This is a genomic window from Nonomuraea sp. NPDC052116 (assembly GCF_040680035.1).
GTDB classification, from domain to species: Bacteria; Actinomycetota; Actinomycetes; order Streptosporangiales; family Streptosporangiaceae; genus Nonomuraea; species Nonomuraea angiospora_A.
Genome location: NZ_JBFAWA010000032.1, coordinates 65,386 through 88,716, shown reverse-complemented (window position 1 = coordinate 88,716; position 23,331 = coordinate 65,386). Strand labels below are relative to the sequence as shown.

The 23,331-nt window shown below is 72.0% G+C and carries 19 protein-coding genes and 1 pseudogene; 7 read left to right on the top strand and 13 right to left on the bottom strand.

What is annotated here, in order from left to right:
* The first annotated feature begins 11 nt into the window (after positions 1–11).
* The 4 genes from AB0L65_RS45225 to AB0L65_RS45210 all read left to right on the top strand — a co-directional run bounded on the left by AB0L65_RS45225 (position 12) and on the right by AB0L65_RS45210 (position 4,225).
* On the top strand, positions 12–1,139 hold the full coding sequence (locus AB0L65_RS45225) for an ROK family protein (RefSeq protein ID WP_364259480.1): 1,128 nt from the start codon (positions 12–14) through the stop codon (positions 1,137–1,139).
* Positions 1,140–1,211: 72 nt separating this feature from the next.
* Complete coding sequence (locus tag AB0L65_RS45220; protein WP_364259477.1) at positions 1,212–2,465, top strand: sugar ABC transporter substrate-binding protein; 1,254 nt, start codon at positions 1,212–1,214, stop codon at positions 2,463–2,465.
* Position 2,466: 1 nt separating this feature from the next.
* On the top strand, positions 2,467–3,414 hold the full coding sequence (locus AB0L65_RS45215; protein ID WP_364259474.1) for a sugar ABC transporter permease: 948 nt from the start codon (positions 2,467–2,469) through the stop codon (positions 3,412–3,414).
* The gene (locus AB0L65_RS45210) at positions 3,407–4,225 is read left to right on the top strand and encodes a carbohydrate ABC transporter permease (protein WP_350736700.1); all 819 of its coding nucleotides are present in this window, start codon (positions 3,407–3,409) and stop codon (positions 4,223–4,225) included. Before AB0L65_RS45215 ends, AB0L65_RS45210 begins: the two co-directional genes overlap by 8 nt.
* A gap of 56 nt (positions 4,226–4,281) precedes the next feature.
* Here AB0L65_RS45210 and AB0L65_RS45205 read toward each other — a convergent pair whose 3' ends face one another.
* From AB0L65_RS45205 to AB0L65_RS45190, 4 genes are all read right to left on the bottom strand, one after another.
* The gene (locus AB0L65_RS45205; protein WP_364259471.1) at positions 4,282–5,604 is read right to left on the bottom strand and encodes a glycoside hydrolase; all 1,323 of its coding nucleotides are present in this window, start codon (positions 5,602–5,604) and stop codon (positions 4,282–4,284) included.
* Positions 5,605–5,756: 152 nt separating this feature from the next.
* Complete coding sequence (locus AB0L65_RS45200) at positions 5,757–6,686, bottom strand: hypothetical protein (RefSeq protein WP_364259468.1); 930 nt, start codon at positions 6,684–6,686, stop codon at positions 5,757–5,759.
* Positions 6,687–6,759: 73 nt separating this feature from the next.
* Positions 6,760–7,197 (bottom strand): VOC family protein, encoded by a 438-nt coding sequence (locus AB0L65_RS45195; protein ID WP_350736709.1) that lies wholly within the window; start codon positions 7,195–7,197, stop codon positions 6,760–6,762.
* A 1-nt stretch (position 7,198) separates the two neighbouring features.
* Positions 7,199–7,771 (bottom strand): DinB family protein, encoded by a 573-nt coding sequence (locus AB0L65_RS45190; RefSeq protein WP_364259465.1) that lies wholly within the window; start codon positions 7,769–7,771, stop codon positions 7,199–7,201.
* 61 nt (positions 7,772–7,832) lie between these two features.
* Here AB0L65_RS45190 and AB0L65_RS45185 point away from each other — a divergent pair, with 61 nt between their 5' ends.
* Positions 7,833–8,936: a YafY family protein gene (locus AB0L65_RS45185; protein WP_364259463.1), complete on the top strand. Its 1,104-nt coding sequence runs from the start codon at positions 7,833–7,835 to the stop codon at positions 8,934–8,936.
* On the opposite strand, the pseudogene AB0L65_RS45180 reads toward AB0L65_RS45185, so the two are convergent.
* The 9 genes and pseudogenes from AB0L65_RS45180 to AB0L65_RS45140 form a co-directional block, all read right to left on the bottom strand.
* A pseudogene (locus AB0L65_RS45180) lies at positions 8,915–9,409 on the bottom strand (GPP34 family phosphoprotein); the annotation flags it as partial. The gene AB0L65_RS45185 and the pseudogene AB0L65_RS45180 overlap by 22 nt on opposite strands.
* A gap of 16 nt (positions 9,410–9,425) precedes the next feature.
* Complete coding sequence (locus AB0L65_RS45175) at positions 9,426–10,805, bottom strand: APC family permease (RefSeq protein ID WP_364259460.1); 1,380 nt, start codon at positions 10,803–10,805, stop codon at positions 9,426–9,428.
* A 124-nt stretch (positions 10,806–10,929) separates the two neighbouring features.
* Positions 10,930–11,655, bottom strand: a complete 726-nt coding sequence (locus tag AB0L65_RS45170; RefSeq protein ID WP_364259457.1) for a TetR/AcrR family transcriptional regulator — start codon at positions 11,653–11,655, stop codon at positions 10,930–10,932.
* 42 nt (positions 11,656–11,697) lie between these two features.
* Positions 11,698–13,197 carry a multicopper oxidase family protein gene (locus AB0L65_RS45165; protein WP_364259454.1) on the bottom strand — a complete coding sequence of 500 codons (1,500 nt, stop codon included), beginning with the start codon at positions 13,195–13,197 and terminating at the stop codon, positions 11,698–11,700.
* A 78-nt stretch (positions 13,198–13,275) separates the two neighbouring features.
* Positions 13,276–14,646 (bottom strand): sulfatase-like hydrolase/transferase, encoded by a 1,371-nt coding sequence (locus AB0L65_RS45160; protein WP_364259451.1) that lies wholly within the window; start codon positions 14,644–14,646, stop codon positions 13,276–13,278.
* A gap of 10 nt (positions 14,647–14,656) precedes the next feature.
* On the bottom strand, positions 14,657–15,463 hold the full coding sequence (locus AB0L65_RS45155) for a carbohydrate ABC transporter permease (RefSeq protein WP_364259448.1): 807 nt from the start codon (positions 15,461–15,463) through the stop codon (positions 14,657–14,659).
* Entirely contained in the window at positions 15,463–16,338 is an 876-nt protein-coding gene (locus AB0L65_RS45150; protein WP_364259445.1) for a sugar ABC transporter permease, read from the bottom strand. Before AB0L65_RS45150 ends, AB0L65_RS45155 begins: the two co-directional genes overlap by 1 nt.
* A complete protein-coding gene (locus AB0L65_RS45145) occupies positions 16,335–17,612 on the bottom strand; it encodes a sugar ABC transporter substrate-binding protein (protein WP_364259442.1) in 1,278 nt (425 codons plus the stop codon). The genes AB0L65_RS45150 and AB0L65_RS45145 overlap by 4 nt, the downstream gene beginning before the upstream one ends.
* 15 nt (positions 17,613–17,627) lie before the next feature.
* A complete protein-coding gene (locus AB0L65_RS45140) occupies positions 17,628–18,629 on the bottom strand; it encodes a LacI family DNA-binding transcriptional regulator (RefSeq protein ID WP_364259439.1) in 1,002 nt (333 codons plus the stop codon).
* 229 nt (positions 18,630–18,858) lie between these two features.
* Here AB0L65_RS45140 and AB0L65_RS45135 point away from each other — a divergent pair, with 229 nt between their 5' ends.
* Positions 18,859–22,332, top strand: a complete 3,474-nt coding sequence (locus tag AB0L65_RS45135) for a serine/threonine-protein kinase (protein ID WP_364259436.1) — start codon at positions 18,859–18,861, stop codon at positions 22,330–22,332.
* An 11-nt stretch (positions 22,333–22,343) separates the two neighbouring features.
* Complete coding sequence (locus AB0L65_RS45130) at positions 22,344–23,288, top strand: hypothetical protein (protein ID WP_364259433.1); 945 nt, start codon at positions 22,344–22,346, stop codon at positions 23,286–23,288.
* The last annotated feature ends 43 nt before the right edge of the window (positions 23,289–23,331 follow it).

Below are 23,331 nucleotides of genomic sequence, written 5' to 3'. Positions count from 1 at the left end.
AAGGGGCGTCCATGGGCGAGGATCTGAGCGGCGGTGACCTGTCGCGGCTCAGGCAGCTCAACGCGCTCGCCGTGATCAAGGCGCTGCGGGGCGGGCCCTCGCTCACGCTCACCGAGGTCGCCAAGCGCACCGGCCTGTCGCGCGCGTCCGCCGAGGACGTGGTCCGCGAGCTGCTGCAGAAGGGCTGGGTGGCGGAGGCGGGCGCCACCGCGGGCGGCGTGGGCCGCCCGGCCAGGCGCTACCGCTTCAGGGCGGACGCGGGGCGGGTGCTCGGCGTCGACATCGGCGGCCACAAGATCCGCGCCGTCGTCGCCGACCTCGACGGGAACGTCGGCGACCGGGCCGCCGTCCCGGTGACGCCGGAGATGGGCAGGCCGGAGCGGCTGGAGGCGGTGGACGCCGCGGTGGCCGCGTGCCTGGAGGGCGCCGGCCTGGCCGCGGGCGACGTCTGGGCCGCCGGGGTCGGCACGACGGGCCTGGTGGACGGCGCGGGCCGGGTGATGCTGTCGGAGGCGCTGCCCGAGTGGACCGGCGTCGATTTGGCCGCCCACGTACGCCGGCTGGTCCCCGGCCCCGTCCTGGTCGAGAACGACAGCAAGCTCGCCGCCAGGGCCGAGTGCTGGCGCGGCGTGGCCCGCTACGCCAAGGACATGGTGTTCCTGCTGGCCGGGCTCCGCACCGGCGCCGGCCTGGTCATCGACGGCAAGGTGCACCGGGGCTTCGCCAACGCCTCGGGCGAGATCGGCGCGCTGCCCGCGCTCGGCTGGATCCGCGCCCAGGAGCACCTCAAGGCCGCCAGCGGCGAGGCGGGCGACGTGTTCGCGGCGGCCCGGGCGGGCGAGCGGGCGGCCGTCACGGCCGTGCGCCGCTACGTCAGGGACCTGGCGCTCGGCGTGTCCGCCCTGGTCCTGGCGCTGGACCCGCAGATGGTCGTGGTCGGCGGCGGCTACTCCCGCTCGGCCGACGTGCTCATCGAGCCGCTCAAGCGCGAGCTGGACCGCTGGTGCATCCGCACGCCCGAGGTCCTCATGTCCGCGCTGGGCGACGAGGCCGTGGTGCTCGGCGCCGTACGGATCGCGCTCGACGACGTCGAGGACCGCCTGCTCGACGGCCGCACCCCGCTCGTGAGCCATCTGTAACAAAGGAGGCCCTTGAAGAAAATTTCACTGGACTCCATCATTACTCCCACGTTCTAGGAGAGGACACGGGAGATGTGGAAGTCGGCACGGAGCGGTGCGGCGCTCCTTTGCGCGGCATTGCTGGCCTCCGCGTGCGCGGGCGGTGAGCAGGCGGGCTCGGGTGCGCGGTCGCAGGAGAAGGTGACGCTGTCCTACGGCGTCTGGGACGCCACCCAGCAGGCGGTCATGCAGGAGCTGGCCGCCGAGTTCACCAAGACGCACCCCGACATCGCCGTCGACGTCCAGGTCACGCCATGGGCCGACTACTGGACCAAGCTCAAGGCGGCGGTGACCGGCGGCGCGGCCCCCGACGTCTTCTGGATGAACGGCCCCAACTTCCAGCTATACGCCTCCAACGGCGTCATCAAGCCCATCGAGGAGCAGGTCGACAGCTCCGTCTACCCCAAGCCGCTGGTCGACCTCTACACCTACGACGGCAAGCTGTACGGCCTGCCAAAGGACATGGACACCATCGGCGTCTGGTACAACAAGACACTCTTCGACGCCGCGAAGGTGAAATATCCGGCAGCCGACTGGACCTGGGCCGACTTCAAGGCCGCCGCCGCCAAGCTCACCGACGCCAAGAAGGGCGTCCACGCGATCGGCGCGGAGCTCACGAGCTTCCAGGAGTACCAGTACAACACCATCTACCAGGCCGGCGGCCACGTGATCTCGCCCGACGGCCGCAAGTCCGGCTACGACGACCCCAAGACCATCGAGGGCCTGCGGTTCTGGACCGACCTGATCGCCGGCGGGCAGTCGCCCGACCTCAAGACCATGACCGACACCGCCCCGATCCAGCTCTTCGAGGCCGGCAAGCTGGCGATGTACTGGGGCGGCTCCTGGGACGTGGCCGAGTTCACCAAGAACGACTACACCAAGGACAAGGTGGACGTGGCCCCGCTCCCCAAGGGCGAGAAACAGGCCACGATCATCCACGGCGTCGCCAACGTCATGTCGGCCAAGACCGAGCATCCGGCCGAGGCGTGGGAGTTCGTCAAGTTCCTCGGCTCCAAGCCGGCCGCCGACCTGCTGGGCAAGAAGGGGCCGATCCCGGCGTACAACGGCACGCAGAGCGCGTGGGCGACCGCCCATCCCGAGTTGAAGCTGCAGGTCTTCCTCGACGCCGTCGCGTACGCGGTGCCGTACCCCGTCTCCAAGAACACCGCCGCCTGGCAGGAGGCCGAGCTGACCCACCTCACCAAGGCGTGGACCGGCGAGGTGCCGATCGAGAAGGCGGCCGCGGACCTCGCGGCCGGGATGAACGAGCTGCTGGCCAAGGAGTGACGTGACCGCCACCGCCGAGAAGCGCCTCACCAGGGCGGCTCACGCGGCGAGGAGACGTCCGCCGCGCACCGAGGCCCTGTGGGGGTACGTGTTCATCGCCCCCACCGGGCTCGGGCTCGCGATCTTCTACCTCTGGCCGGTGCTCCAGACCGCGTACTTCTCCTTCACGGAGTGGGGCGCGTTCGGGGGCCACACCTGGACGGGTCTGGACAACTACGTCCGGCTCGTCGCCGACCCGGAAGTGGGCCGGGCCGTGCTCAACACGCTCGCCTACACCGGGCTGGGCCTGGTGGGGATCCCGCTGGCCATCGTGTTCGCCGCGCTGCTCAACCTGCCGGGGCTGCGGGGCGTGGCCGTGTACCGGACGGCCTTCTTCCTGCCCGTGGTCACCATGCCGGTCGCGGTCGCCATGCTCTGGCGGTGGCTCTACAACGGCGACTATGGCCTGGTCAACCAGGTGCTCGCGGTCGTCGGCGTGGACGGGCCCAACTGGATCGCCGATCCGGACACGGCCATGTACGCGCTGGTCGTGGTGGGGATCTGGAGCAGCATCGGCTACAACCTGATCATCTTCCTGGCCGGGATGCAGGCCATCCCGAAGGAGCTGTACGAAGCGGCGAGCCTGGACGGGGCCGGCCGCGTCCGGCAGTTCTTCTCGGTCACGCTGCCGATGTTGTCGCCGACCGCGTTCTTCATCTCGATCGTGTCCGTGATCGGCTCGCTGCAGCTCTTCGACCTGGTCTTCGTGATGACCGGGTCCGGGCAGGCGGCGCGGGCCAACCCGGCGTACTCGCGGCTCCAGACGGTGGTGCAGCTCTTCTACGAGCGCGCCTTCGTCACCGACGACCGCGGCTACGCCGCCGCCATCGTGATCGCGCTGCTCCTGCTCATCGCGGCGCTGACGGTCCTGCAGTTCCGGCTCCAGCGCAGGTGGGTGCACTATGTCTGAGCGTCGTCGGTCGTTCGGGGTGCACGCGGTGCTGGCCGCGGCGTCGCTGGCGATGGTGGCCCCGTTCGTGTGGCAGGCCGTCACCTCGCTCAAGACGCTCAGCGGCGCCACCCGGGTGCCGCCGAGCCTGCTGCCCGAGTGGCGGTGGGACAACTACGCGAAGGTCTTCGAGCTGCTGCCGTTCGGTGACCAGTTCCTCAACACCGTGGTGATGGCGGCGGGGCGGGTGGCGGGGCAGGTGCTGTTCTGCTCGATGGCCGCCTACGCCTTCGCCCGGCTGCGCTTTCCCGGCAGGAACCTGCTCTTCGGCGTCTTCCTGTCGGTGCTCATGGTGCCGCCGCAGCTCTTCGTGATCCCGCAGTACCAGATCATGTCGTCGCTCGGCTGGCTCAACAGCCTGCAGGCGATCATCGTGCCGGGGCTGTTCAGCGCCTTCGGGGTGTTCCTGCTGCGGCAGTTCTTCCTCGGGCTGCCGCGCGAGCTGGAGGAGGCCGCCCGGCTGGACGGCGCCGGGCCGGTGCGCATCTACTGGTCGATCATGCTGCCGCTGGCGCGGCCTGGCCTGGTGGCGCTGGCCATCCTGGTGCTGCTGTGGGCCTGGAACGACCTGTTCTGGCCGCTGGTGGTCAACACCGACCCGGACAAGATGACGCTGTCGGCGGGGCTGGCCGCGCTCCAGGGCCAGTACCAGACGGACTATCCGGTGCTGATGGCCGGCTCGCTCATCGCCTCGCTCCCGGTGATCGCCGTCTTCGTGTTCCTGCAGCGGCAGTTCATCCAGGGCATCGCCACCACGGGCTCGAAGGGCTGACCACCCGCTCGTGACGGGAGCCCGGGCCGGCACCTGCCCGGGCTCCCGCGGCCTCGTCAGCGGATGACGATCGTGGTGAGCGCCCGCGGCTGCAGCGTCACCGTCCGGCCCGTCACCGGGGACGGGGTGAGCGAGTTGGCGCCGTCCGTGAGGTACGCGGTCGCCCGGCCGCGCACGCCCTGCCACGTGACCGGCGCGGTGCCCGTGTTGAGCACCTCGACGACGCGGGAGCCGTCCGGGTTGCGGAAGGCGGAGACCTTCAGCGCCGGATCCGCCGCCGCCGTGTCCAGCCTGACCGCGCCCGGCCGGATGAACCTGCTGTACGCCGCCAGCGCCCACAGCCGCTTCGACACGCGATACGTCTTCGCCGTGTCGTCGAGCTGCAGCAGCGCCCGGGTCGCGCCGCGCGAGCCGCCCAGCCAGTAGACGTACCCGCTGACGTTCCCCAGCGTGAGCGCGTCGTGGACGGCCTGCGCGATCGCGAAGCCGTCGTAGCCGCTGCCGTCGTCCCAGCTCTCGTTCCAGGTGCTGCCGTTCGGGTTCCACTCCGACATCCAGGTCTTCCTGGTCGTCGGCAGCGGCGCGTCCACGGGGCTGGCGTAGGTGTGCCCGGTGTGGGTCTTCACCCAGCGGCGGGCCTCGGGGTCTGCCTCGATCGCGGCCGTGTACGCCTTCGCCTGGTTCCAGCCGAAGGAATCGCAGCAGGTCACGTGCACACCCTTGGCCACCGGGCCCAGCACCTTGGCGAACTGGGCGGCCTGCTCCGGGGTGAAGCGCATGGAGGCGTAGGTGGCCGTCCAGTCGGGCTCGTTCGTGAACCCCAGGTCGGTGATCTTGATGCCTTCCTTGGCGTAGAACTTCGTGTACGCCACCAGGTAGTTCGCGTACGCCTGCTGCCACTCCGGCTTCAGCGTGCCGCCGCCCTTGTCGTCGCCGTTGTCCTTCATGTAGCCGGGCGCGCTCCAGGCGTCGGCGAAGAACCGCTTCACGCCGTACGCCTGGGCCGCCTTGGCCACCCACACCTGGCTGTTGTCGTCGCCGTCCCACACGTACTTGGGCGGGGCGTCCGGGCCGCCGGGGTCCTCGGGCTGGATCGACACCATGTGGTCGTACGGGCTCCCGGCCGGGGAGGAGCCGATGCCGAGCCGCAGGATGCTGAGCCCGGCGCCCTTCTCGCGGTCGAACCACAGGTCCAGGACCTCGCGCTGCTGCGACTCCGGCAGTACCTTGAGCAGCTCGTTGCGCCGGAACGCCTGGGAGATGCCGAAGCCGTCGATCTCCTGGTGCCTGACGTGCTCGTTCACGGTGATGGCGGGGGGCTGGGAGGGATTCACCGCAGGGAGGCCGAGCAAGGCGACCGCGACGACTCCACGAAACATGACGCCTCCGAAAGTTTCGGATACATATCGATATATTTCACCGATATCGCCGGAACCGTAAGCGGTCCGGAGGCCTCCCGTCAACCGGTGTTCAGCGCGCGGACACAGCGGGGCCGGGGCGCTGTGCGCGCCCCGGCCCCCAGTTCGGTGCGTCAGCGGCTCGCGACCGGCGGCGGGTCCGGGGCGATGATGAACTCCTCCGGCCACACCGTGAGCTGGATCTGCTGCCCGGCCCCCTTGATCACGTCGTGCAGGTTGCCGCGTTCGAGCTTGGTGAGCAGGAACACCTCGTCGTCCCGGTTGACCGGGTCCGCGCGCAGCCAGGCGTCGAAGCCGTCGAAGTCGGTGAAACCGGCCGCGAGGTACGGCACGAGGCGGCGGAACAGCTTCGGCCACATCACCAGGCCCTCGGCGTCGGCCAGGCCGGTGACGGTGGCGGCGCCGTTGGGGTCGGCGGTCGAGCCGGGCCAGATGCCGGCGGCCTTCCCCCTGGCCGCCTGCGACACCTCCGCCAGGTGCGTACGCAGCTGCGCCGGCAGCGTCGCGTAGAACGCCGGATAGACCAGCCCGCCGGCCAGCAGCGTGCCGTTGGCGGACGCGTCCACGAGCGCCGGGTCCAGGAACACCGCGGCCCCGTCGGCCCCGTCGGCCCCGTCGGCCCCCGGAGGGTCACCGGCGTAGGCGAACCCGATCAGCCGGCCGTTCGCGTCGACCCCGTTCGTGAGCACGTGCCCGCGGATGGAGTCCTGGTCCGCCGACTGCACCTTGTTGGGCAGGTCCTCCCAGTAGCGCACGTTCGTGAACCCGAGCAGGCGCAGCAGCTCGTCCCTGGCCGCGTTGGCCCCGGCGAGCTGCTGGTGCGTCTCCTCGAAGTGGGTCTCCAGCGCGTCGATGGCCTCCAGGCGCACGGAGACGCCGCGGCGGTTGATCTTCGGCGGGTGGCCGGAGCGCCGCGGCAGCCCCTCCACCAGCGCGGGCGAGTCGGGCAGGAACTTCACGGTGTCGCCGTCGGGCTCGGGGCCCTGCCGCGGGAGATCCGCGTACCGGATCACGAAGTTCCCGCGTAAAAGCGTGTAAGTCATGGATTGCCCCCCATCTTGTGGCGAGCGGAGCGTAACCCGCGCACCTCGCGCCGTCCATGGGGGGCGCAGCCGATCAGTCGAGGCAGAACTCGTTGCCCTCGGGGTCGGCCATCACGATGTGACCGGCGCCGAGCGGGGGAGCGGGCTCGTGGCGCTGGAGCCGGGTGGCGCCGTGGGAGACGAGCCGCTCGGCCTCCGCCTCCAGGGCCGCCATCCGCGCGTCGCCCTCGAACCCGGGGGCGGCCCGCACATCGAGGTGCACGCGGTTCTTGACCTGCTTGCCCTCCGGCACCCGCTGGAAGAACAGCCGCGGCCCGGCCCCGTCGGGGTCGATCACCGCCGAGGCGTCGTTGCGGCGCTCGGGCGGCACGCCCATCGCCTCCAGGGCCTGCTCCCACGACTCGAAGCCCTTGGGCGGGTCCTGCACCCGGTAGCCGAGGGCCTCGGCCCAGAACGCGGCCAGCCCGGCCGGATCGGCGCAGTCGAAAGTGATCTGAACGTCGCGGGCCATGTCAGCTCGCCTCCCGGTGAGTGTGCAGGTAGAGGTCGCGCAGCAGGCAGACCTCCGCCAGATGGTGGATCAGTTCGCGGTTGATGTGCAGCACCAGCGCCGCCAGCGGATACTCGGCGTACGGCCCCTCCGCCTCCCCGCACGGGCGGGCGAGGCCGGCCTCGCCGAGGGACTCGACCCCGGCCAGCCACGTGGCGTATTCGGCGTCGAGCTGGGCCAGCGCCGCGTCCGCGGTCGGAGCATAGTCGAACGACTCGTAGTCGGTCGGCGTGGCGCCGAAGTGCGAGGCGTTGCGCATCGCCAGCACTCCGACGATCACGTGCCCGAGCCGCCAGGCGATCGTCGTCAACGGCGGCGGCTCGGGCATCGGGAACGCGAAGTCGATGGTCATCGCGCCGGCCCCGGCCTGCACCGGCGCGGCGCCGGTGCCGCGCGGCCGCACGCTCCAGCAGCCGGGCGCCGGCTCCCAGAAGTACTCCTCATCGGTGAGCCCGTCGAGGCGATCGCGCAGCTGATGGGTCCAGTGCCAGTCGGTCTGATCTCGGAGCAGGGTGTTCCAGGGCAGGTCGTTCATGGCTCAAACCTCTCGCATATAGCGGACAGGATCGGTCCGTGATCTGTGGAACGATGAGCGCGTGTCTGTTGAGTCGACGACCGAGCGGGTGCTGCGGCTGCTGGCGCTGCTGCAGCGCCGGCCGTCCTGGACCGCTGTCGAGCTCGCCGCCGAGCTGGGGGTCACCGACCGCTCGGTGCGCCGCGACGTGGAGCGGTTACGCGCGCTCGGCTATCCCGTGCACGCGACGGCGGGCGTCGGCGGCGGCTACCAGCTCGGCGCGGGCACCCGGCTGCCGCCGCTGCTCCTCGACGACGAGGAGGCGATCGCGACGGCGGTGTCCCTGCGGCTGGCGGCGGGAGGCACGGTCACCGGGGCGGGCGAGGCGGCGCTGCGGGCGCTCGCCAAGCTCGACCAGGTGATGCCGCCCCGGCTGCGCGCCGAGGTCCGGGCGGTGTACGGCGCCACCGAGACCCTCGTCGACCCCGGGGTCGAGATCGACGCGGAGCTGCTGATGATGCTCGCGCGGGCCTGCCGCGACGCCGTGCGGGTGCGCTTCCGGTACGCCGGCCACGACGGCGGGGAGCGCGAGCGCACGGTCGAGCCGGTGCGGATGGTCTCCACCGGCCGCCGCTGGTACCTGATGGCCTGGGACGTCGACCGCGACGGCTGGCGCACCTTCCGGCTGGACCGGATGCGCGAGGCGGAGGCGACGACCTGGCGCTTCCGGGCGAGGGAGCATCCTGACCCGGCCGCCTACGTGCAGCGGTCCGTGGCCGAGGCGCCGTACCGCTATCTCGCCCGGGTGCGCCTGCACGCGCCGCCAGACCGCGTGCGGGAGCTGGTGCCGCCCCAGGTGGGGCGCGTCGAGGACGATCGCGACGGGTGGTGCGTGCTCGTCGCCGGCGGGCAGGACCTCGACTGGCTGGCCGTGCACGTGGCCCGGCTGGGCTTCGAGGCGGAGGTGCTGGAGCCCGCCGAGCTGCGGGAGGCCGTCGCCCGGCTCGCCCGCCGCCTCGCGGCGATGGCCGGGCCCGGCTCAGGTCACGGCTGGCGGTACACCGCCACGGCGGCCTCCCCGACCAGGGTGTCCACGACCGCGACCAGCTCGCCCACCACGGGCGGGGCGGCCGAGGCGATCTCGCGGAGGCGGCCGACCAGCCGGTTCGCGGGCTGGTCGAGGTAGAGCTCCGACTCCAGCCGCAGTACCGCCACCAGCCCGCAGAGCGCGGCGCACCGCGCGTCCGGCGGCTTCCAGCCCTCGACCGCCGAGCGCACCCCCGAAGAGGCCCGGACGACCGAGGCGATGTCGGCGAGCTGGTGACGCGTGTACGGCAGCATGCCCAGGCGGCGCCTGCTCACCCTGACGAGCACGCCCGAGGCGACCAGGGCCTCGCGGGTACGGTCGTAGAGGCCGTTCGCCGCCTTCTTGATCAGGAGCTTGACGTCGCCGTCCGCCAGGGAGACCGGGGTGTCGCCGGCCGGAGGGCGGGAGACGGTCGCCTGTCCGTCGGCGACGGTGACGCGACCGCTGACGGCCAGTTCGAGCACCACCGCGCCGGCCAGCCCGAGAGCCATCGACGACTGGTGGATCAGGGGCTTGCCGGACTGGTCGTGCGCGATGAGATACAGGTCCTCGTGGAGCGGCAGCCGGTTCATGGTGTCCCCTCGCCCGTCAGAGACGTCCGGTCAGGCCCTGGAGGGTGGGCCGGCGGCCGAGCGCGTACAGGCCGGCCAGCACCAGGCCGCCGACGCCGAGCCAGATCAGGCCCACCAGCTGTGCCATCACATGGGCGTTGATCACGACGAAGACGAGGATCCCCATCCCGATCAGCGGCGCGACGAGGTGCGTCCACATGGCGTCCGAGCCGAGGCGCAGCGAGTAGTGCACGATCACCGACGCGTGCAGGACGATGAACGCGACCATGGCGCCCATGCTGATCAGGCTGCTGAGGAGGTCGACGCCGTCGGAGCGGGTGGACATCCAGACCCCGAGGCCGACGGACAGCAGGGAGACGAGCGCGATGGCGTTGGCCGGCACCGACTGCCTGACCGACACCTTCGCCAGGAACGACGGGAGCTGCCGGTCGCGGGCCATCGCGTACAGCAGGCGGGAGGCCGCGACCTGGGCCACCATGGTGTTGGCCACGCCCCAGGAGAGCGCGGTGGCGGTCGAGGTGAGGTGCCTGAGCCACTGGCCGCCGGCCACCGCGGCCGCGTCGTAGAACGCGGTGTCGCCTCCGTTGCGCAGGAGGCCCGCCGGGTCGGGCACCAGCAGCGCGGCCACCCACACCTGCACGATGAACAGCACGCCCGCCAGCACCAGGGCCAGCCGCATGGCCCTGCCCACCTGCTCGGACCCGCCGGTGGACTCCTCGACCAGCATGCTGATCCCGTCGAAGCCGATGAACGACAGCACGGCCACCGACACCGCGGCGAACACCACCGGCCAGGAGAACGTCTCCAGGTTGAACAGCGGGGAGAGGCTGAACCCGCGGCCCTTGCCCTGGAGCAGGGCCCAGACGCCGACCACGAGGAACAGCGCCAGCACGACCAGCTCGAACACGATCATGATCCGGGTGAGCTTGACCGTCATCCGGATGCCCCGGAGGTTGATCGCGGTGTTGAGCGCCACGAAGGCGATCAGCCAGACCCACACGGGGATCTCCGGCATGATGGCGTGCATGGCGATGGAGGCGACGAGGTAGAGCAGGCACGGGACGAGGATGTAGTCGAGCAGCACCATCCAGCCGGTCAGAAACCCGGCCGGCGGCGCGATGCCGCGGCCGGCGTAGTTGTAGACCGAGCCGGACAGCGGGAACGCCTTGACCATCTGCGCGTACGAGGCTGCCGTGAACAGCAGCGCGATCATCCCGACGAGGTACGCCAGGGCCGGCATGCCGCCCGAGCGGGCATAGACGGAGCCGAAGATCGCGAATGGGGAGATCGGCACCATGAACACCAGGCCGTAGGACACGAGGTCGGTCATCCCGACCCCGCGACGTAACTCCTGCCGGTATCCGAACTGCTCGACGTTCGCGTGCTGTGTGGGCACGACGGCCACTCCAAGGTCATGCGGGAACGGGGGGTTCGATTGGGCGATCCTTCCGTAGCCCGAGGCCGCGTCGCAAGACCGATGGCAGGCTTATGTCACACGTGAGCAGGGCTCGAAATGGGGTTCAGCCGAGGCGGGACTGGAGGCCGTCGAGGACCCGCTGGAGGCCGTACTCGAAGCCGTCCTGGTCGGCCTGGGAGGAGAGCCGGCCGCGCTGCGCGGCGTAACGGGCGCGCAGCCGCGGGTAGTCCTGCACGGCCCGCTCGGCCGCCGGCCACAGGTGCTCCACCCACTCCTGCTCGGTCTGACCGCTGCGGGCGATCATGGACAGGATCGCGGCCTCGCTGGTGGTGACGCCGAGCACGTACGCGACCAGCGTGCTCATCGCCTGGTCGGCCTCGTCGAGCGGGAACCCGGCGGACTCGAAGACGCCGAGCATGTGCTCCGTCTGGCGCAGCATGTTGGGCCCCAGGTAGGCCAGCCCCACCTCGCCGAGCTTGGCGGCCATCCAGGGGTGGCGCAGGATCGTGGCGCGCAGGCCGTGGGCGATGCGCGCGATGACCTCCCGCCACCGGGTGGCGTCGGTCTCCTCGGGCAGCGGCAGCTCGCCGTAGACCGCGTCCACGGCGAGCTCGATCAGCTCGTCCTTGTTGGCCACGTGGCGGTAGAGCGAGGTCGCCCCGGCGTTGAGCCGGCTGCCGAGGCGGCGCATGCTCAGGGCGTCGATGCCCTCCTCGTCGAGCAGCCGGACGGCCTCGGCCACGATCTGGTCGCGGCTCAGCGCCGGCTGCTCCCGCTCGCGGCGGGGCCGCGCCCACACCGAGGGGATGGACTGCTCGTCTTTCGCCATACCCTTCACCATAGCGCACGATGTACGCATGTGCGAACAGTGTTAGCGACGACGCTTCCGCTTGCGGTCGTGCTGCTGGGGACGGTGGCCGGCGTGGGCCGGGGCCGGGGTCCGGGCGGGGCCGTAGCCGATGGCGCCCATCATGCCCTGCTCCTGGTGATACAGGTTGTGGCAGTGGAACATCCACTCGCCGGGGTTGTCGGCGAGCACGTCCAGGTGGAGCCGCTGGCGCGGCTTGATGTTCACAGTGTCCTTGCGCGGCCCGCGCCCGTCCGCCAGGCGCAGCTGGAACGTGTGGCCGTGCAGGTGCATCGGGTGCCACATGGGCGACTGGTTGTCCAGGATCAGCCGGACCGTCTCCCCCCGGTCCACGCGCAGCCGCAGGTGGTCGCCGGCGACCTTGTCGTTCATCGTCCACTCGTTGCCGGACGGGCGCATGCCGAGCGTCACCGTGATGGCCCTGGACGCGCGGGGGAGGTCGAGGGACGACGGGGCCTCCAGGTCCCGGTACGCCAGCATCCGCTCGGTCAGCTCCGGCACCTGGACGGTGCTCGCCGGCGCCTCCGCCCGCCGATCCGTCCGCACCACCGCGAACGCCCGCCCCCGCTTGCCCTCCGCTATCGCGACCAGCGGGAACGCGCCCTCGTCGAGCCGGGTCAGGAAGTCGTAGCGCTCGCCCATGCCGATGAGGAACGTGTCCACGTCCACGGGCCGGCACGGGAACCCGTCGGTGTGGGTGACGGTCATGCGATGCCCGCCGAGCGCCACCCGGAAGGCGGTGTCGGACGCGGCGTTGATCACCCGGAACCTGACCGTGCGGCCCGGCGCGGTGCGGAAGGTCATGGGGGAGTCCGGGGCCTGGCCGTTGACCAGGTAGAGCGGGTGCACCATCTCCGCCGCCACGCCGCCGAGCGCCTCGCTGCGCAGGGTGTCGTCGTGGTCGGTGGAGGCGTTCAGCCGGGCCAGGGCGTCGTCGGGAGTGCCGTCGATGCCGTCCAGCCAGTCGTCGAGCACGACGGTGAACTCCTCGTCGTAGTCGAGCGGCTCCCGCGGGTCGAGGACGACCAGTGTGCCGTACAGGCCGCGGTCGGGCTGGGTGCCGACGTGCGAGTGGTAGAAGTACGTGCCGGGATCGGGCACGGTGAAGTCGTAGTCGAACGTCTTGCCCGGCTGGGTCGCCTCCTGGCTGAACCCCGGCGCGCCGTCCATGGGGAAGTCGAGCCTGATGCCGTGCCAGTGCACGGTGGTCGCCGCGGGCAGGTCGTTGACCAGCTTCGCGCGGACCCGCTCACCGGCCATGACCCTGATCTGCGGGCCGGGGACCTCGTCGTTGTACGTCCAGGTGCGCACCGTGCGCCGCCCCAGGGTGACCGTCGCGGGCCGGGCCCGCAGCACCATCGCCCGGGGCCGCGGCTCCGCCGCCGCGGGCGGGCCCCCCAGCAGGGGGACGGCGCCGGCCAGCGCACTGGCGAATGTGCCGGTGACGAACGCCCGGCGGGACACCCGCCCGCCCGTACCCCACGAACTCGACCAACCACCCACGACGCCTCTCCCTCCGCTCACCAGGCGAGATTACGGAGGGTAACGGGCGAAATCCCCTCGCCACGCCGAGGGAGATCCCTAACGCGTGCCGGGTGGGGGCTGGTGGCCGAAGCGGACCGGCTTGGAGCCGCTCAGCCGCACCTCCGGGTCGGTCATCGCCTGCGGCGGCGCCGGTCGCTCGACGGCCGCTTCGATGACCGGCTCGGCTCCCTCGGCCTCCGCGATCCGGCGGACGAGCCGCTCCCGCAGCTCCGCCGCCACCCCGGCGTGCGACGGGAACCCCGCCAGGTTGACCAGCTCGTGCGGGTCGTTCTCCAGGTCGTACAGCGCCTGCTCCCGGTAGCGGTCGGAGGCGGGGTCGTCCCACGGGTGGGCGTCCTCGGCGACGGCGTAGTACTTCCAGCGCGAGGTACGGATCCCGCGTCCCACCTCCGACTCGCTCACCTGGAAGAACACCTCCTCGGGCCACGCCGCCCCGGGGTCCCGGACCAGCGGGAGGAACGAGCGGCCCTGCATCGAGTCGGGGACGGGCAGCCCGGCGGCCTCCAGGAGCGTGGGAGGCAGGTCGATGGTGCTGACCGGCCGGGAGACGGCGCCGCCGCCGTCGAAGCCGGGGCCGCGCAGCGCCAGGGGCACGCGCAGCGAGGCGTCGTGGCACGAGCGCTTGTACTCGCCGTTGCGGGTCTTGAAGTGGTTGCCGTGGTCGGAGGTGTACGCCACGATCGTGTCGTCCAGCAGGTCCATGCTGCGCAGCGCGTCCAGCAGCCGCCCGAGCCCCTCGTCCAGCCGCTTGACCTGCCCCAGGTAGCCACCCATGTGCTGGTGGGCGGTGCCGCCGAGGGCGGCCAGGTCCGGCGGCATCCAGCGGCCCTGGTAACGCTCCTCGTAGCCGTCGGGGGCCGGGTAGTTGTCCACCTCGTTCTGGTGGTGCGGCTCCAGGAACGACAGGAACAGGAAGAACGGCTCCTCGTGGTGGTCGGCGACGTACCTGATGGCCGCGTCCACGAGGGCGTCGGAGCGGTAGCCGGGCAGCAGCACGGGCTCGTTCGCCTCGTCGTACACGATCGTGCGGTAGGCGTCCGAGGTGTGCTCCAGCGCGTTCGCGGCCAGCCAGGACCGGTAACCACCGCGCCGGTCGGCCGGGACCGGCTCGCCGCCGCCGAGGTGCCACTTGCCGATGTAGCCGGTGGCGTAGCCGGCCGCGCCGAAGTGGTGGGCCAGCGTGCGCTCCTCGGGTGGCAGCACGCGGCCGTTGCGGTGGACGCCGGTCGTGGTCGGGTAGCGGCCCGTCTGCAGCGCGGCGCGGGCGGGCGCGCACACCGGCTGCGGCGTGAGCGCGACCGTGGCCTGCGTGCCGTGCCTGGCCATCCTGTCGAGGTTGGGGGTGAAGGGGCCGACGGTGTCCCACCGCTGCTGGTCGGTGAAGACGACGATCACGTTCGGACGCAAGAAATGACTCCTATTTGAGGCCGGTCAGCGCGATGCCGCGCACGAAGTATCGCTGGGTGAAGATGAAAAGGACGGCGGTGGGGACGAAGAGGATCACCGAGCCCGCGGCCGTGAGGTGCCACAACGTGAAGTACTCCTGGTTGAACAGGGTGAGCCCGACGGGAATGGTGCGCATCTCGGGCGTCGTGGTGGCGACCAGCGGCCAGAGGAACTCGTTCCACTGGAAGACGAACGTGAACAGCCCGAGCACGGCCAGCGCGGGCCGCGTCTGCGGCAGGATGATCCGCCGGTAGATGCCCAGCTCGGAGGCGCCGTCGATGCGGGCCGCGCTGATCAGGTCGTCGGGGATGGGCTGGATGAACTGCCGCATGAGGAAGATCCCGAACGCGTCCATGAGGAACGGCGTGATCAACCCCTGGTACGTGTTGAGCCACCCCAGGTTGGCCATGAGCACGTACAGCGGGATCATCCGCACGAAGAACGGCACCATGAGCGTGGCCAGCAGCGCCACGAACAGGGTGTTGCGCAGCGGGAAGCGGAACTTGGCGAACACGTACCCGACCAGCGGGTCGAAGATCAGGTGCGCCACCGTGATGGCGCCGGCCACGACGAGGCTGTTGACGATGAAGTTCCCGAACGGCGCGCGGGCGAACAGCTCGGCGTAGTTGCCCCACTGCGGCGACTCGGGCCAGACCACGGCCTCGGCCGACAGCGTCTCGGCCTCGGTCTGGAGCGACAGCGACAGCATGTAGAGCAGCGGCACCACCATGACCAGCGAGGCCGGCCCGAGCAGGAGGTAGAGCAGCGTCCTGCGCATCAGTACACGACCTCCCCGCGCCGCCCCGCCCGGAGCTGGACCAGCGTGAACGCCACGATCACGATCAGCAGCAGCACCGACTGCGCCGAGGAGTAGCCGAAGTCCCTGGTGCGGAAGGCCACGTTGAAGATGTGGAAGACGGACAGGTCAGTGGCGTCGCCGGGCCCGCCGCCCGTGATGATGTACGCCTGCCCGAACGCCTGCAGCCCCGAGATCACCGCCATCACCGACACGAACAGCGTCGTGGGAGCCAGCAGCGGCAGCGTGATGCGCCAGAAGCGCCGCCACGAGTCCGCGCCGTCGATCTTGGCGGCCTCGTGGTACGTCTCGGGGATGCCCTGCAGCCCGGCCAGGAACAGCACCATCGTGTAGCCCACGCTCTGCCACAGCGTCACCGCGGCGATCGTGAGCAGCGGCGCGGTGTTGAGCCACTGCTGCGCGGGCAGCCCGGCCGCGAGCAGCACCCGGTTCAGCACGCCCAGCTCGGGGTCGAGGATGTTGCGCCACAGCAGGCCGACGATCGCCACGGAGGTCAGGTACGGGACCAGCAGCAGCACCCGGAACGCCACCCGCCCCTTGAGCGGCTGGTCGAGCGCCATCGCCAGGGCCAGCCCGAGCACGATCGAGCCCACGACCACGGCCACCGCGAAGGCCACCGTGACCAGGAACGAGTGCCGCACCGCCGGGTCGGCCAGCGCCTGCGTGTAGTTGCCCAGCCCGGCCCACTGGTCGGCCTGCGGCCCGGTGCGCAGGCTGGTGGCCACGACGTTGCCGATCGGCAGGTAGAAGAAGGCCGCGAAGAACAGGATGGCGGGAAGGAGGAACAGGTAGGCCGTCCGCGCGTAACGACCGGCGAGCGTGCGGGGCCTGATCACCGCAGGAAGCCCTCGGCCGACTCGGTGAACGCCGCGAGCGCCTCGGCGGCCGGCTGGTTCTGGATGAGCACCTGCTGGTACATGACCTTGAGCTGCTCCTCCCACTTGCCGAGCTGCCCGGTGAGGCGCACCTGCTGGGAGGAGTCCTTGGCGTACGGGAGGGCGTCGGCGAAGACCTTGGTGACCTCGTTCGACGCCACCTCGGGCAGCTTCGTCCAGGAGACGCGCGGCATCAGCATGCCGGTCTCCTTGGTGGCGGCCTGCTCGACCTCGATGGCGGTGATGCGCTTGATGAAGTCCCACGACAGGTCGGGCCTGGCCGCCTTGGCGGGCACGAACATGCTGACCCCCGCCGCCTGCGTGGCCTGCGTCTTGTGCTTGAGCGGCGGCGCGACGCCCACCTCGATGTCGGGGCTGGTCTTCCTGATCGGTTCCAGGTCCCACGGGCCGGTGAAGATCATCGCGGCGCGCTTGGCCGAGAACAGCTTCTGCGGGCCCGAGTAGTCGGTGCCCGTCACCGGCACCGGGGCCACCTTGTGCTTGTGGACGAGGTCGGCCTGGAACTGCAGGGCGGCGACCGCGTCCTCGACCGGCGTCATGACCTTGCCGGTCGACGGGTCGTAGGGGGTGACGCCGGCCTGGGTCAGCCAGGGCCACAGGTAGGTGTAGTCCTGGTTGAGCGCGACGCCGTACACGCCGTCCTTGGTGAGCTTCTGGGCGGCGGCCAGGAACTCCTCCCACGTGGCCGGCACCTCCACCCCGGCGTCCCTGAGCATGGCCTTGTTGTAGAAGAGCGTGTTGCAGGTCAGGTGGAGCTGCACGCCGTACACCTTGCCCTGGTACGAGTTGCGCTCCACGGTGACCGGCTGCCAGTCGGAGGGGAAGCCCATCGCCTGGCCGTCGCGGTCGACGTACTCCTGCAGCGAGCGGGCGTTGCCGGAGACGGCGAACTCCTGCACCCACCCGCCGGGCTCCTCGACCAGGTCGGGCACGGTCCCGGAGGCGAAGTCCGCCAGCAGCCGCGTGCGCAGATCGGGCCACTGGTACTTCTGCAGATTGACCTTGACCTTGTTGGCCTGCTCGAACTCGGCGATCACCTTCCGGTAGGCCTGGTAGTCGTGGCCCGCGTTCCAGTAGACGGTGAACGTCCCGGGCGCGGCGGCCTGGGTGGTCGGGGCGCCCGCACAGGAGGACAGGACGGGCCCGGCGACGGTGGCGGTGGCGGTGGCGGCGGCCAGGCGGAGCAGGTCACGGCGAGACAGGGGGGAGGACATCTCGGGTTTTCCCTTCTACGAAGAGCCCCGCCGCAGGAAGGTCCAGGAGCGGACGATCTCGCGGGCGGGTGGCTGCTCCTCGGCCTGGAGGCGGTCGAAGAGCAGGCGTGCGACGTCGGTGTAGTCGTGGCGGAGCGGGCCGACGGTGCTGAGCTGCGGATTGCTGATGAGACCCTCGTCGATGTTGCCGGCGCCGACGATCGCGACGTCGCCGGGCACGGTGAGCCCGGCGTCCCTGGCTGCCCAGATCGCGCTGATCGCGGCCCGGTCGGAGGCCGCGAAGATCGCGTCGGGGCGGTCGGGCGAGCGCAGCAGCTCGGCGGCGGTCTGGTAGGCCGCCACGCGGTCGTCCGCGCCCGTGGTGATGATCCGCTCGCTCACGCCGTGCCGGTCGAGGGCGGTCGTGTAGCCGAGCAGCCGGCCCGCGGGCTGCTCCCGGTGGAGCTCGTGGCGGTGCGCCAGGAACGCGATGCGCCGCCTGCCCTGGGCCAGCAGGTGCTCGACCGCCTCCGCGGACGCCTCCGTCTCCGGAGTGCGTACGACGTCGCAGCCCTCGAGCCCGTCCTCGTTGCTCAGGACCACCATCGGCAGCCCGGTGCCGGCGAGCCCGGTGACCAGGTCGCGGGTGAGGTGGTCGCCGACGAGGTTGATCAGCGCGCCGTCGGCGACGCCGCCGCGCAGCACATCGACGGCGGCCTTCGCGCGGGCCTCGGAGTAGACGGCGAGCGTAACCACGGAGTAGCCGCGGGCGTCGGCCATCTCGTGCAGGTCGGTGGCCAGGCGCTCGTCGCTCGGCACGCCGCCGAGCGAGCTGAGCACCAGGCAGATCCGCTGGGTGCGGCGCTTGCGCAGGCTCCTGGCGGCCTGGTTGGGGGTGTAGCCGAGCTGCCTGGCGGCCTCGAGCACCCGCTGCCTCGTCTCGGCGGCCACGGGGCGATCCCGGCCGCTGAGCACGTAGGAGACGGTCGCCACTGACACGTTCGCCAGCTCGGCCACTTGTCGCGCTGTAGGTCTCATGTTAGTCGTATAACCTAGCATTCCCTATAGAGATAAAGGGAAATCTCTGGCCGCTGATGTGGATGGGAAGGTCGGCGCGTCGATGGTTCTCACCGAGCAGTGCGACGACGTGTTAATCGATTAGCACCGTATGCCTCCGACGTTCGCCGGATCAACCCCACCGGCTCGGGTTTTCCCTAGGGACTACCCGGTGGCGCGCGATCGTGGGCAATCGCTAGCTTGGGTTCCTGTGACGCCTCTTTTGCCGGGCGACCCGGCACAACTGGGCGAATACTGGCTGGCGGGCCGGCTGGGCGCGGGCGGGCAGGGGGTCGTGTACGACGCCTACGACGACGCCGGCCGGCGGGTGGCGATCAAGGTCATCCGCCCGGAGTTCCTGGAGCACGCCGGGGCACGGGCCGACTTCGTCAAGGAGGTGACGGCCGCGCGGAAGGTGGCCTCGTTCTGCACGGCCCGCATCATCGACGCCGACCTCGACGGGCCCGCGCCGTACATCGTGAGCGAGCACATCGAGGGGCCCAGCCTGCGCACGGCCGTCGAGCGGCACGGGCCGTTCGACGCCGACCGGCTGCACCGGCTGGCCGTCGGGGTGGCCACGGCGCTGGCCGCCATCCACGACGCGGACGTGGTGCACCGGGACCTGAAGCCGGGCAACGTGCTGCTCGGGCCCGACGGGCCGCGGGTGATCGACTTCGGGCTCGCCAGGACGGGCGAGATGTCGCAGACGACCGAGGGCGGGTTCGCGGCGGGCACGCCGCCGTACATGGCGCCCGAGCGGCTGGCCGGGCAGCGCGGCGGATCCGCCGTGGACGTGTGGGCGTGGGGCGCGATGATGCTGTACGCGGCCACCGGGCGGCCGCCGTTCTCCGGCGACCTCGCCCTCCTGCGCTACCAGGTGACCGGCACGCGGCCCGACTTCACCGTGCTGGCGGAGCCGCTGCGGCGCCTGGTCACCGAGGCGATGTCGCTGGACGCGCAGGCCCGCCCGCCGGCGCGTTCCCTCCTGCTCGACCTCATCGCCATGAACAGCGCCGTCAACGGGCCGGGCCTCTCGCAGGGCGGGCTCTCCGGGCTGCTCAGCAGTGGGAGCCGGGCCGCCGTCGAGGTCAGGCCCCCCGCCGATCTGGCCGCCGATCCGGCCGCCGATCCGGCCGAGTCGCCGCTGGCCGAGGTCGCCGAGGCCGTCTACGGGCGGCTCAGCCCGGAGGATCAGGCGCTCGTCCCCTCGGCGCTGCTGCGCATGGTCCGCTCCGACGAGAGCGCCGAGACCGCGCTCAGGGACGCGGCCACCCGGGATCTCGTCGACGGCGCGCGGGACCCGGCCGGCGTGCAGCGGGTGCTCCAGGCGTACACGGACGCGGGCCTGCTCGTCTACAAGGGTGAGTCGATCACGCTGGCCGGGGCGGCGCTGCTGCGGGCGTGGCCGCGCCTGCGGGACTGGGTCGAGGCCGACCGCTCGGCGCTGAGCGTCCACCACGCCCTGAACAGGGCGGCCACCGTGTGGCACGCGAACGGCCGCCGCCCCGACGACCTCTACCGGGGCACGGTCCTGGACGAGAGCGTCGAATGGGCCGCGAACGGGCGCGGGCCGCTCCGGCCGAACCAGCGCGAGCAGGCGTTCCTGGACGCCTCCCGCGAGCGCACCCGCGACCTGGCCAGGCGGCGCCGGCGCGTCCGCGGCACGATCGCGGCGCTCGTCGCGGTGCTGCTGGCCGCGGTGGGGGTCGTGGTCGTGCAGGACGTGCTGGGCACGCGCCAGCGGGACACGTCGGCCGCCCGCCGGGTGGCCGCGCTCGCGAACCGGACCCGGGCCGGCGACCCGCTGACGGCGCTGCTGCTGAGCGTGGCCGCGTGGCGGATCGCGCCGGTGGCCGAGGCACGCTCCGCCATGTACGCCTCGCTGGCCCAGCGCGAGCACTCGGCCTTCCGCCCCGGCCCGGTCTCCGGCTCGGCCCGCTTCGACCTCAGCGACGACGGCACGCGGCTGGCCGTGCTGGACGGCGGCAGGTTCACGCTGTGGGACGCGACCACCGGGCGGTCCGCTCGCGCCTTCGGCGGGGTGAGCGGGCCCGTGAGCGCGATCGCGCTCAGCGCCGACGGCCGCAGGCTGGCCGTGGCCGGCGAGCGGTCGATCTCCGTCTGGGACGCCGAGCGCGGGGTGCGGGTCGCCGAGTTCGGGGAGGGGGCGCAGCGGCTGGCGTTCAGCCCCAGGCGGCTGCTGCTGGCGGCCACCACGGCCGAGGGCCACGTGCGCGTGTGGGACCTCACCAGCCAGCGTCCGCTGGCCGTCGGCGACGCCACCGAGGTCGCCTTCTCCGCCGACGACGCCCTGATGGCCACGACCCTGCCCGGCGGCCGGATCGAGCTGCGCGACTGGCAGGGCGTGCTGGCCCGGCTCCCCGGCGCGGCGCTCGCGTTCGACCCGGCGCGGCGCGAGCTGGCGGTACGGGCGGGCGACGAGGTCCGCTTCTGGGACCTCGCCGCGCGGCGCTGGCGGGAGCCGGTGCTGAAGGGGTTCGGGGCCCGCGCGCTGCGCTTCAGCCAGGACGGCCGCCACCTGGCCGCCTACGACGGCTCCGACCTGGCCCTCTGGTCGCGGGACGGCACCCGGCTGCTCTCCCATCCGGTCGGCGAGCTCGTGTCCGGGCTCCGGCTGGGTCCGGGCACGCTCGCCTTCGGCCTGCTCGACGGCACGGTCGTGACCCTGGACGTCTCCGACCTCACCCGCCCGCGCACGCTGGCCCCCGGGGTCGAGGCCGGGCTGATCGACCCCGCGCGCCGTACGGTGATCGTGCGGCGGCCGGGGGTGGAGGTCTGGCGCCTGGACGAGCCGGGGCGGCCGGCGGCCCTGCCGGTCTCCCCGACCGCGATGGCGCTGAACCCCGGCGGCACGCTCCTGGCAGTCGGGACGGCCGATCCCGCGCGGGTCACGCTCTGGAACCTGATGACGGGCACGAAGGACCGGACGTTCTCCGTCAAAGGCGCGAGTGAGGTGGGCGGGCTCGCGTTCGCCCCGGACGGCACGACGCTGGCGGTGGCGCCCTTCCAGGAGACCGTCACCCCGCCCGCGAACAACTGGCGCGACGTCCAGCTCTGGGACGTCCGCCGCGGGGTCAGGACGCGGACGCTGAGCGTCCCCGGCGGCTCCGGGATGATCTTCCGCCCTGACGGGCGGGAGCTGGCGGTGAACGGCGCGGACGGCGCGCTCGCGTCGCTGGGCGGCGCCGAGGCCGTCACCAGGCCGTTCGGGGAGAGCGCGGACGGCGTGCGGGCCATCGCGTACAGCCCGGACAGCAAGATCATCGCCACCGGCGCGCTGGCCGCCGGGGTGACGCTCTGGAACGCCGCCGACCGCCGGCAGCTGGCCCATCTGCCGCTCAAGGGGTTCGCGGCGGTGGACGTGCTGGCGTTCTCGCCCGACGGGCGGACGCTGGCCGTCGGCGGCTCGAACCGCGTCCAGCTCTGGGACGTCGCCGAACGCGCCCCGCTCGGCTCGCCCGCCGTGTACCCGGCGGGCGAGGTGGTGGCGCTGGCCTTCGACGCCGGGCAGCTGCGCTGGCTGCGGACCGACGGCACGCTCGGCGACCAGCCCGCCACCGCCGCCGGCGTGGCCGCCGCCCTGTGCGCCAGGGCCGGGCGCTCGCTCTCCCGGAGCGAGTGGGACCGGCTCATCCCCGGCACGCCCTACCGCGAGATCTGCTGACAGGAGGAGACATGCAGGCTTCGCCCGACATCGTCGCCATCCAGGTGACGCCGCAGCCGGTCGTCCTGGACACCGGCGAGGTCGCGCTCCGGATCGAGGTGTCCACCGCGAACGCCACCCGGTTGCGCGGCCGGCTGCTGAGCCCGGACGGGACGCGCGTACCGCTCGACTTCGCCGCCCAGCCGCCGCCGTGCGACTGGCTGGCCACGCACACCCTCCGGCCCGCCGACCCGGAGGGGGCGTGGCAGGTCGAGGTGCGGGCCGGCCGGGCGACGGCCGTGCACGAGTTCGACGTGGACCGGCGCGGGGCGAAGGCGGAGGCACGGTTCGAGTCCTTCGACGCGCAGCCCCGGCAGATCCCCAGGGGCGACCTGATCCGGCTCATCGGCCGCTTGGAGCTGGTCAAGAACGGCGCCTCCGGCCCGGCGGCCGGCCTGCCCGTCGTGATCGCGTACCAGGAGCAGGAGACGTGCGGCTGGCGGGAGCTCGCCGACGCGGTCACCGACGACCTCGGCCGGTTCCTCGCGCAGGCGCCCGTCATGGAGAGCGGCGAGTGGCGGGCCGAGGTCCGCAGCGGCCCCGAGGTGATCGGGGCGGTGAGCGCGGCGGTGTTCGTGGAGGCGACGGCCGAGCAGCGGTACGCGACACAGCTCGACTACGCGGTACGGCGGGCGGGCGGCAGCACCGTCCACTCGGGACGGCTGCGCGGCAAGCCGGGCGCGTCCTGGGAGGGGCTGGGGAACCAGCGCATCTGGGTCTTCTACCGCAAGCCGGGCGCGCCGTCCGGAGCCTTCAACTCGGTCAACAAGAGCACCCTGACCCGGGACAATCCGGTCCTCAGCCAGGGCCGCTTCGAGGTCCGCACCGGGTCGAAGAGCGGGGGAGCGTGGCGGGTGCAGTACTTCGGCACCAACCTGGCGGCGGGCGCCGTCAGCGACACCAAACCCGCACCGTGATGGGGGGTCGCGCGGCGTCCACGGGAAGATGGGAGATGCGTAA

Excerpts from the sequence above, each read along its gene's own strand:
- AB0L65_RS45225 (WP_364259480.1), top strand. The coding sequence starts at position 12 with ATGGGCGAGGATCTGAGCGGCGGTGACCTGTCGCGGCTCAGGCAGCTC.
- AB0L65_RS45220 (WP_364259477.1), top strand. The coding sequence starts at position 1,212 with ATGTGGAAGTCGGCACGGAGCGGTGCGGCGCTCCTTTGCGCGGCATTG.
- AB0L65_RS45210 (WP_350736700.1), top strand. The coding sequence starts at position 3,407 with ATGTCTGAGCGTCGTCGGTCGTTCGGGGTGCACGCGGTGCTGGCCGCG.
- AB0L65_RS45205 (WP_364259471.1), bottom strand. The coding sequence starts at position 5,604 with ATGTTTCGTGGAGTCGTCGCGGTCGCCTTGCTCGGCCTCCCTGCGGTG.
- AB0L65_RS45200 (WP_364259468.1), bottom strand. The coding sequence starts at position 6,686 with ATGACTTACACGCTTTTACGCGGGAACTTCGTGATCCGGTACGCGGAT.
- AB0L65_RS45195 (WP_350736709.1), bottom strand. The coding sequence starts at position 7,197 with ATGGCCCGCGACGTTCAGATCACTTTCGACTGCGCCGATCCGGCCGGG.
- AB0L65_RS45190 (WP_364259465.1), bottom strand. The coding sequence starts at position 7,771 with ATGAACGACCTGCCCTGGAACACCCTGCTCCGAGATCAGACCGACTGG.
- AB0L65_RS45170 (WP_364259457.1), bottom strand. The coding sequence starts at position 11,655 with ATGGCGAAAGACGAGCAGTCCATCCCCTCGGTGTGGGCGCGGCCCCGC.
- AB0L65_RS45155 (WP_364259448.1), bottom strand. The coding sequence starts at position 15,463 with ATGCGCAGGACGCTGCTCTACCTCCTGCTCGGGCCGGCCTCGCTGGTC.
- AB0L65_RS45145 (WP_364259442.1), bottom strand. The coding sequence starts at position 17,612 with ATGTCCTCCCCCCTGTCTCGCCGTGACCTGCTCCGCCTGGCCGCCGCC.
- AB0L65_RS45140 (WP_364259439.1), bottom strand. The coding sequence starts at position 18,629 with ATGAGACCTACAGCGCGACAAGTGGCCGAGCTGGCGAACGTGTCAGTG.
- AB0L65_RS45130 (WP_364259433.1), top strand. The coding sequence starts at position 22,344 with ATGCAGGCTTCGCCCGACATCGTCGCCATCCAGGTGACGCCGCAGCCG.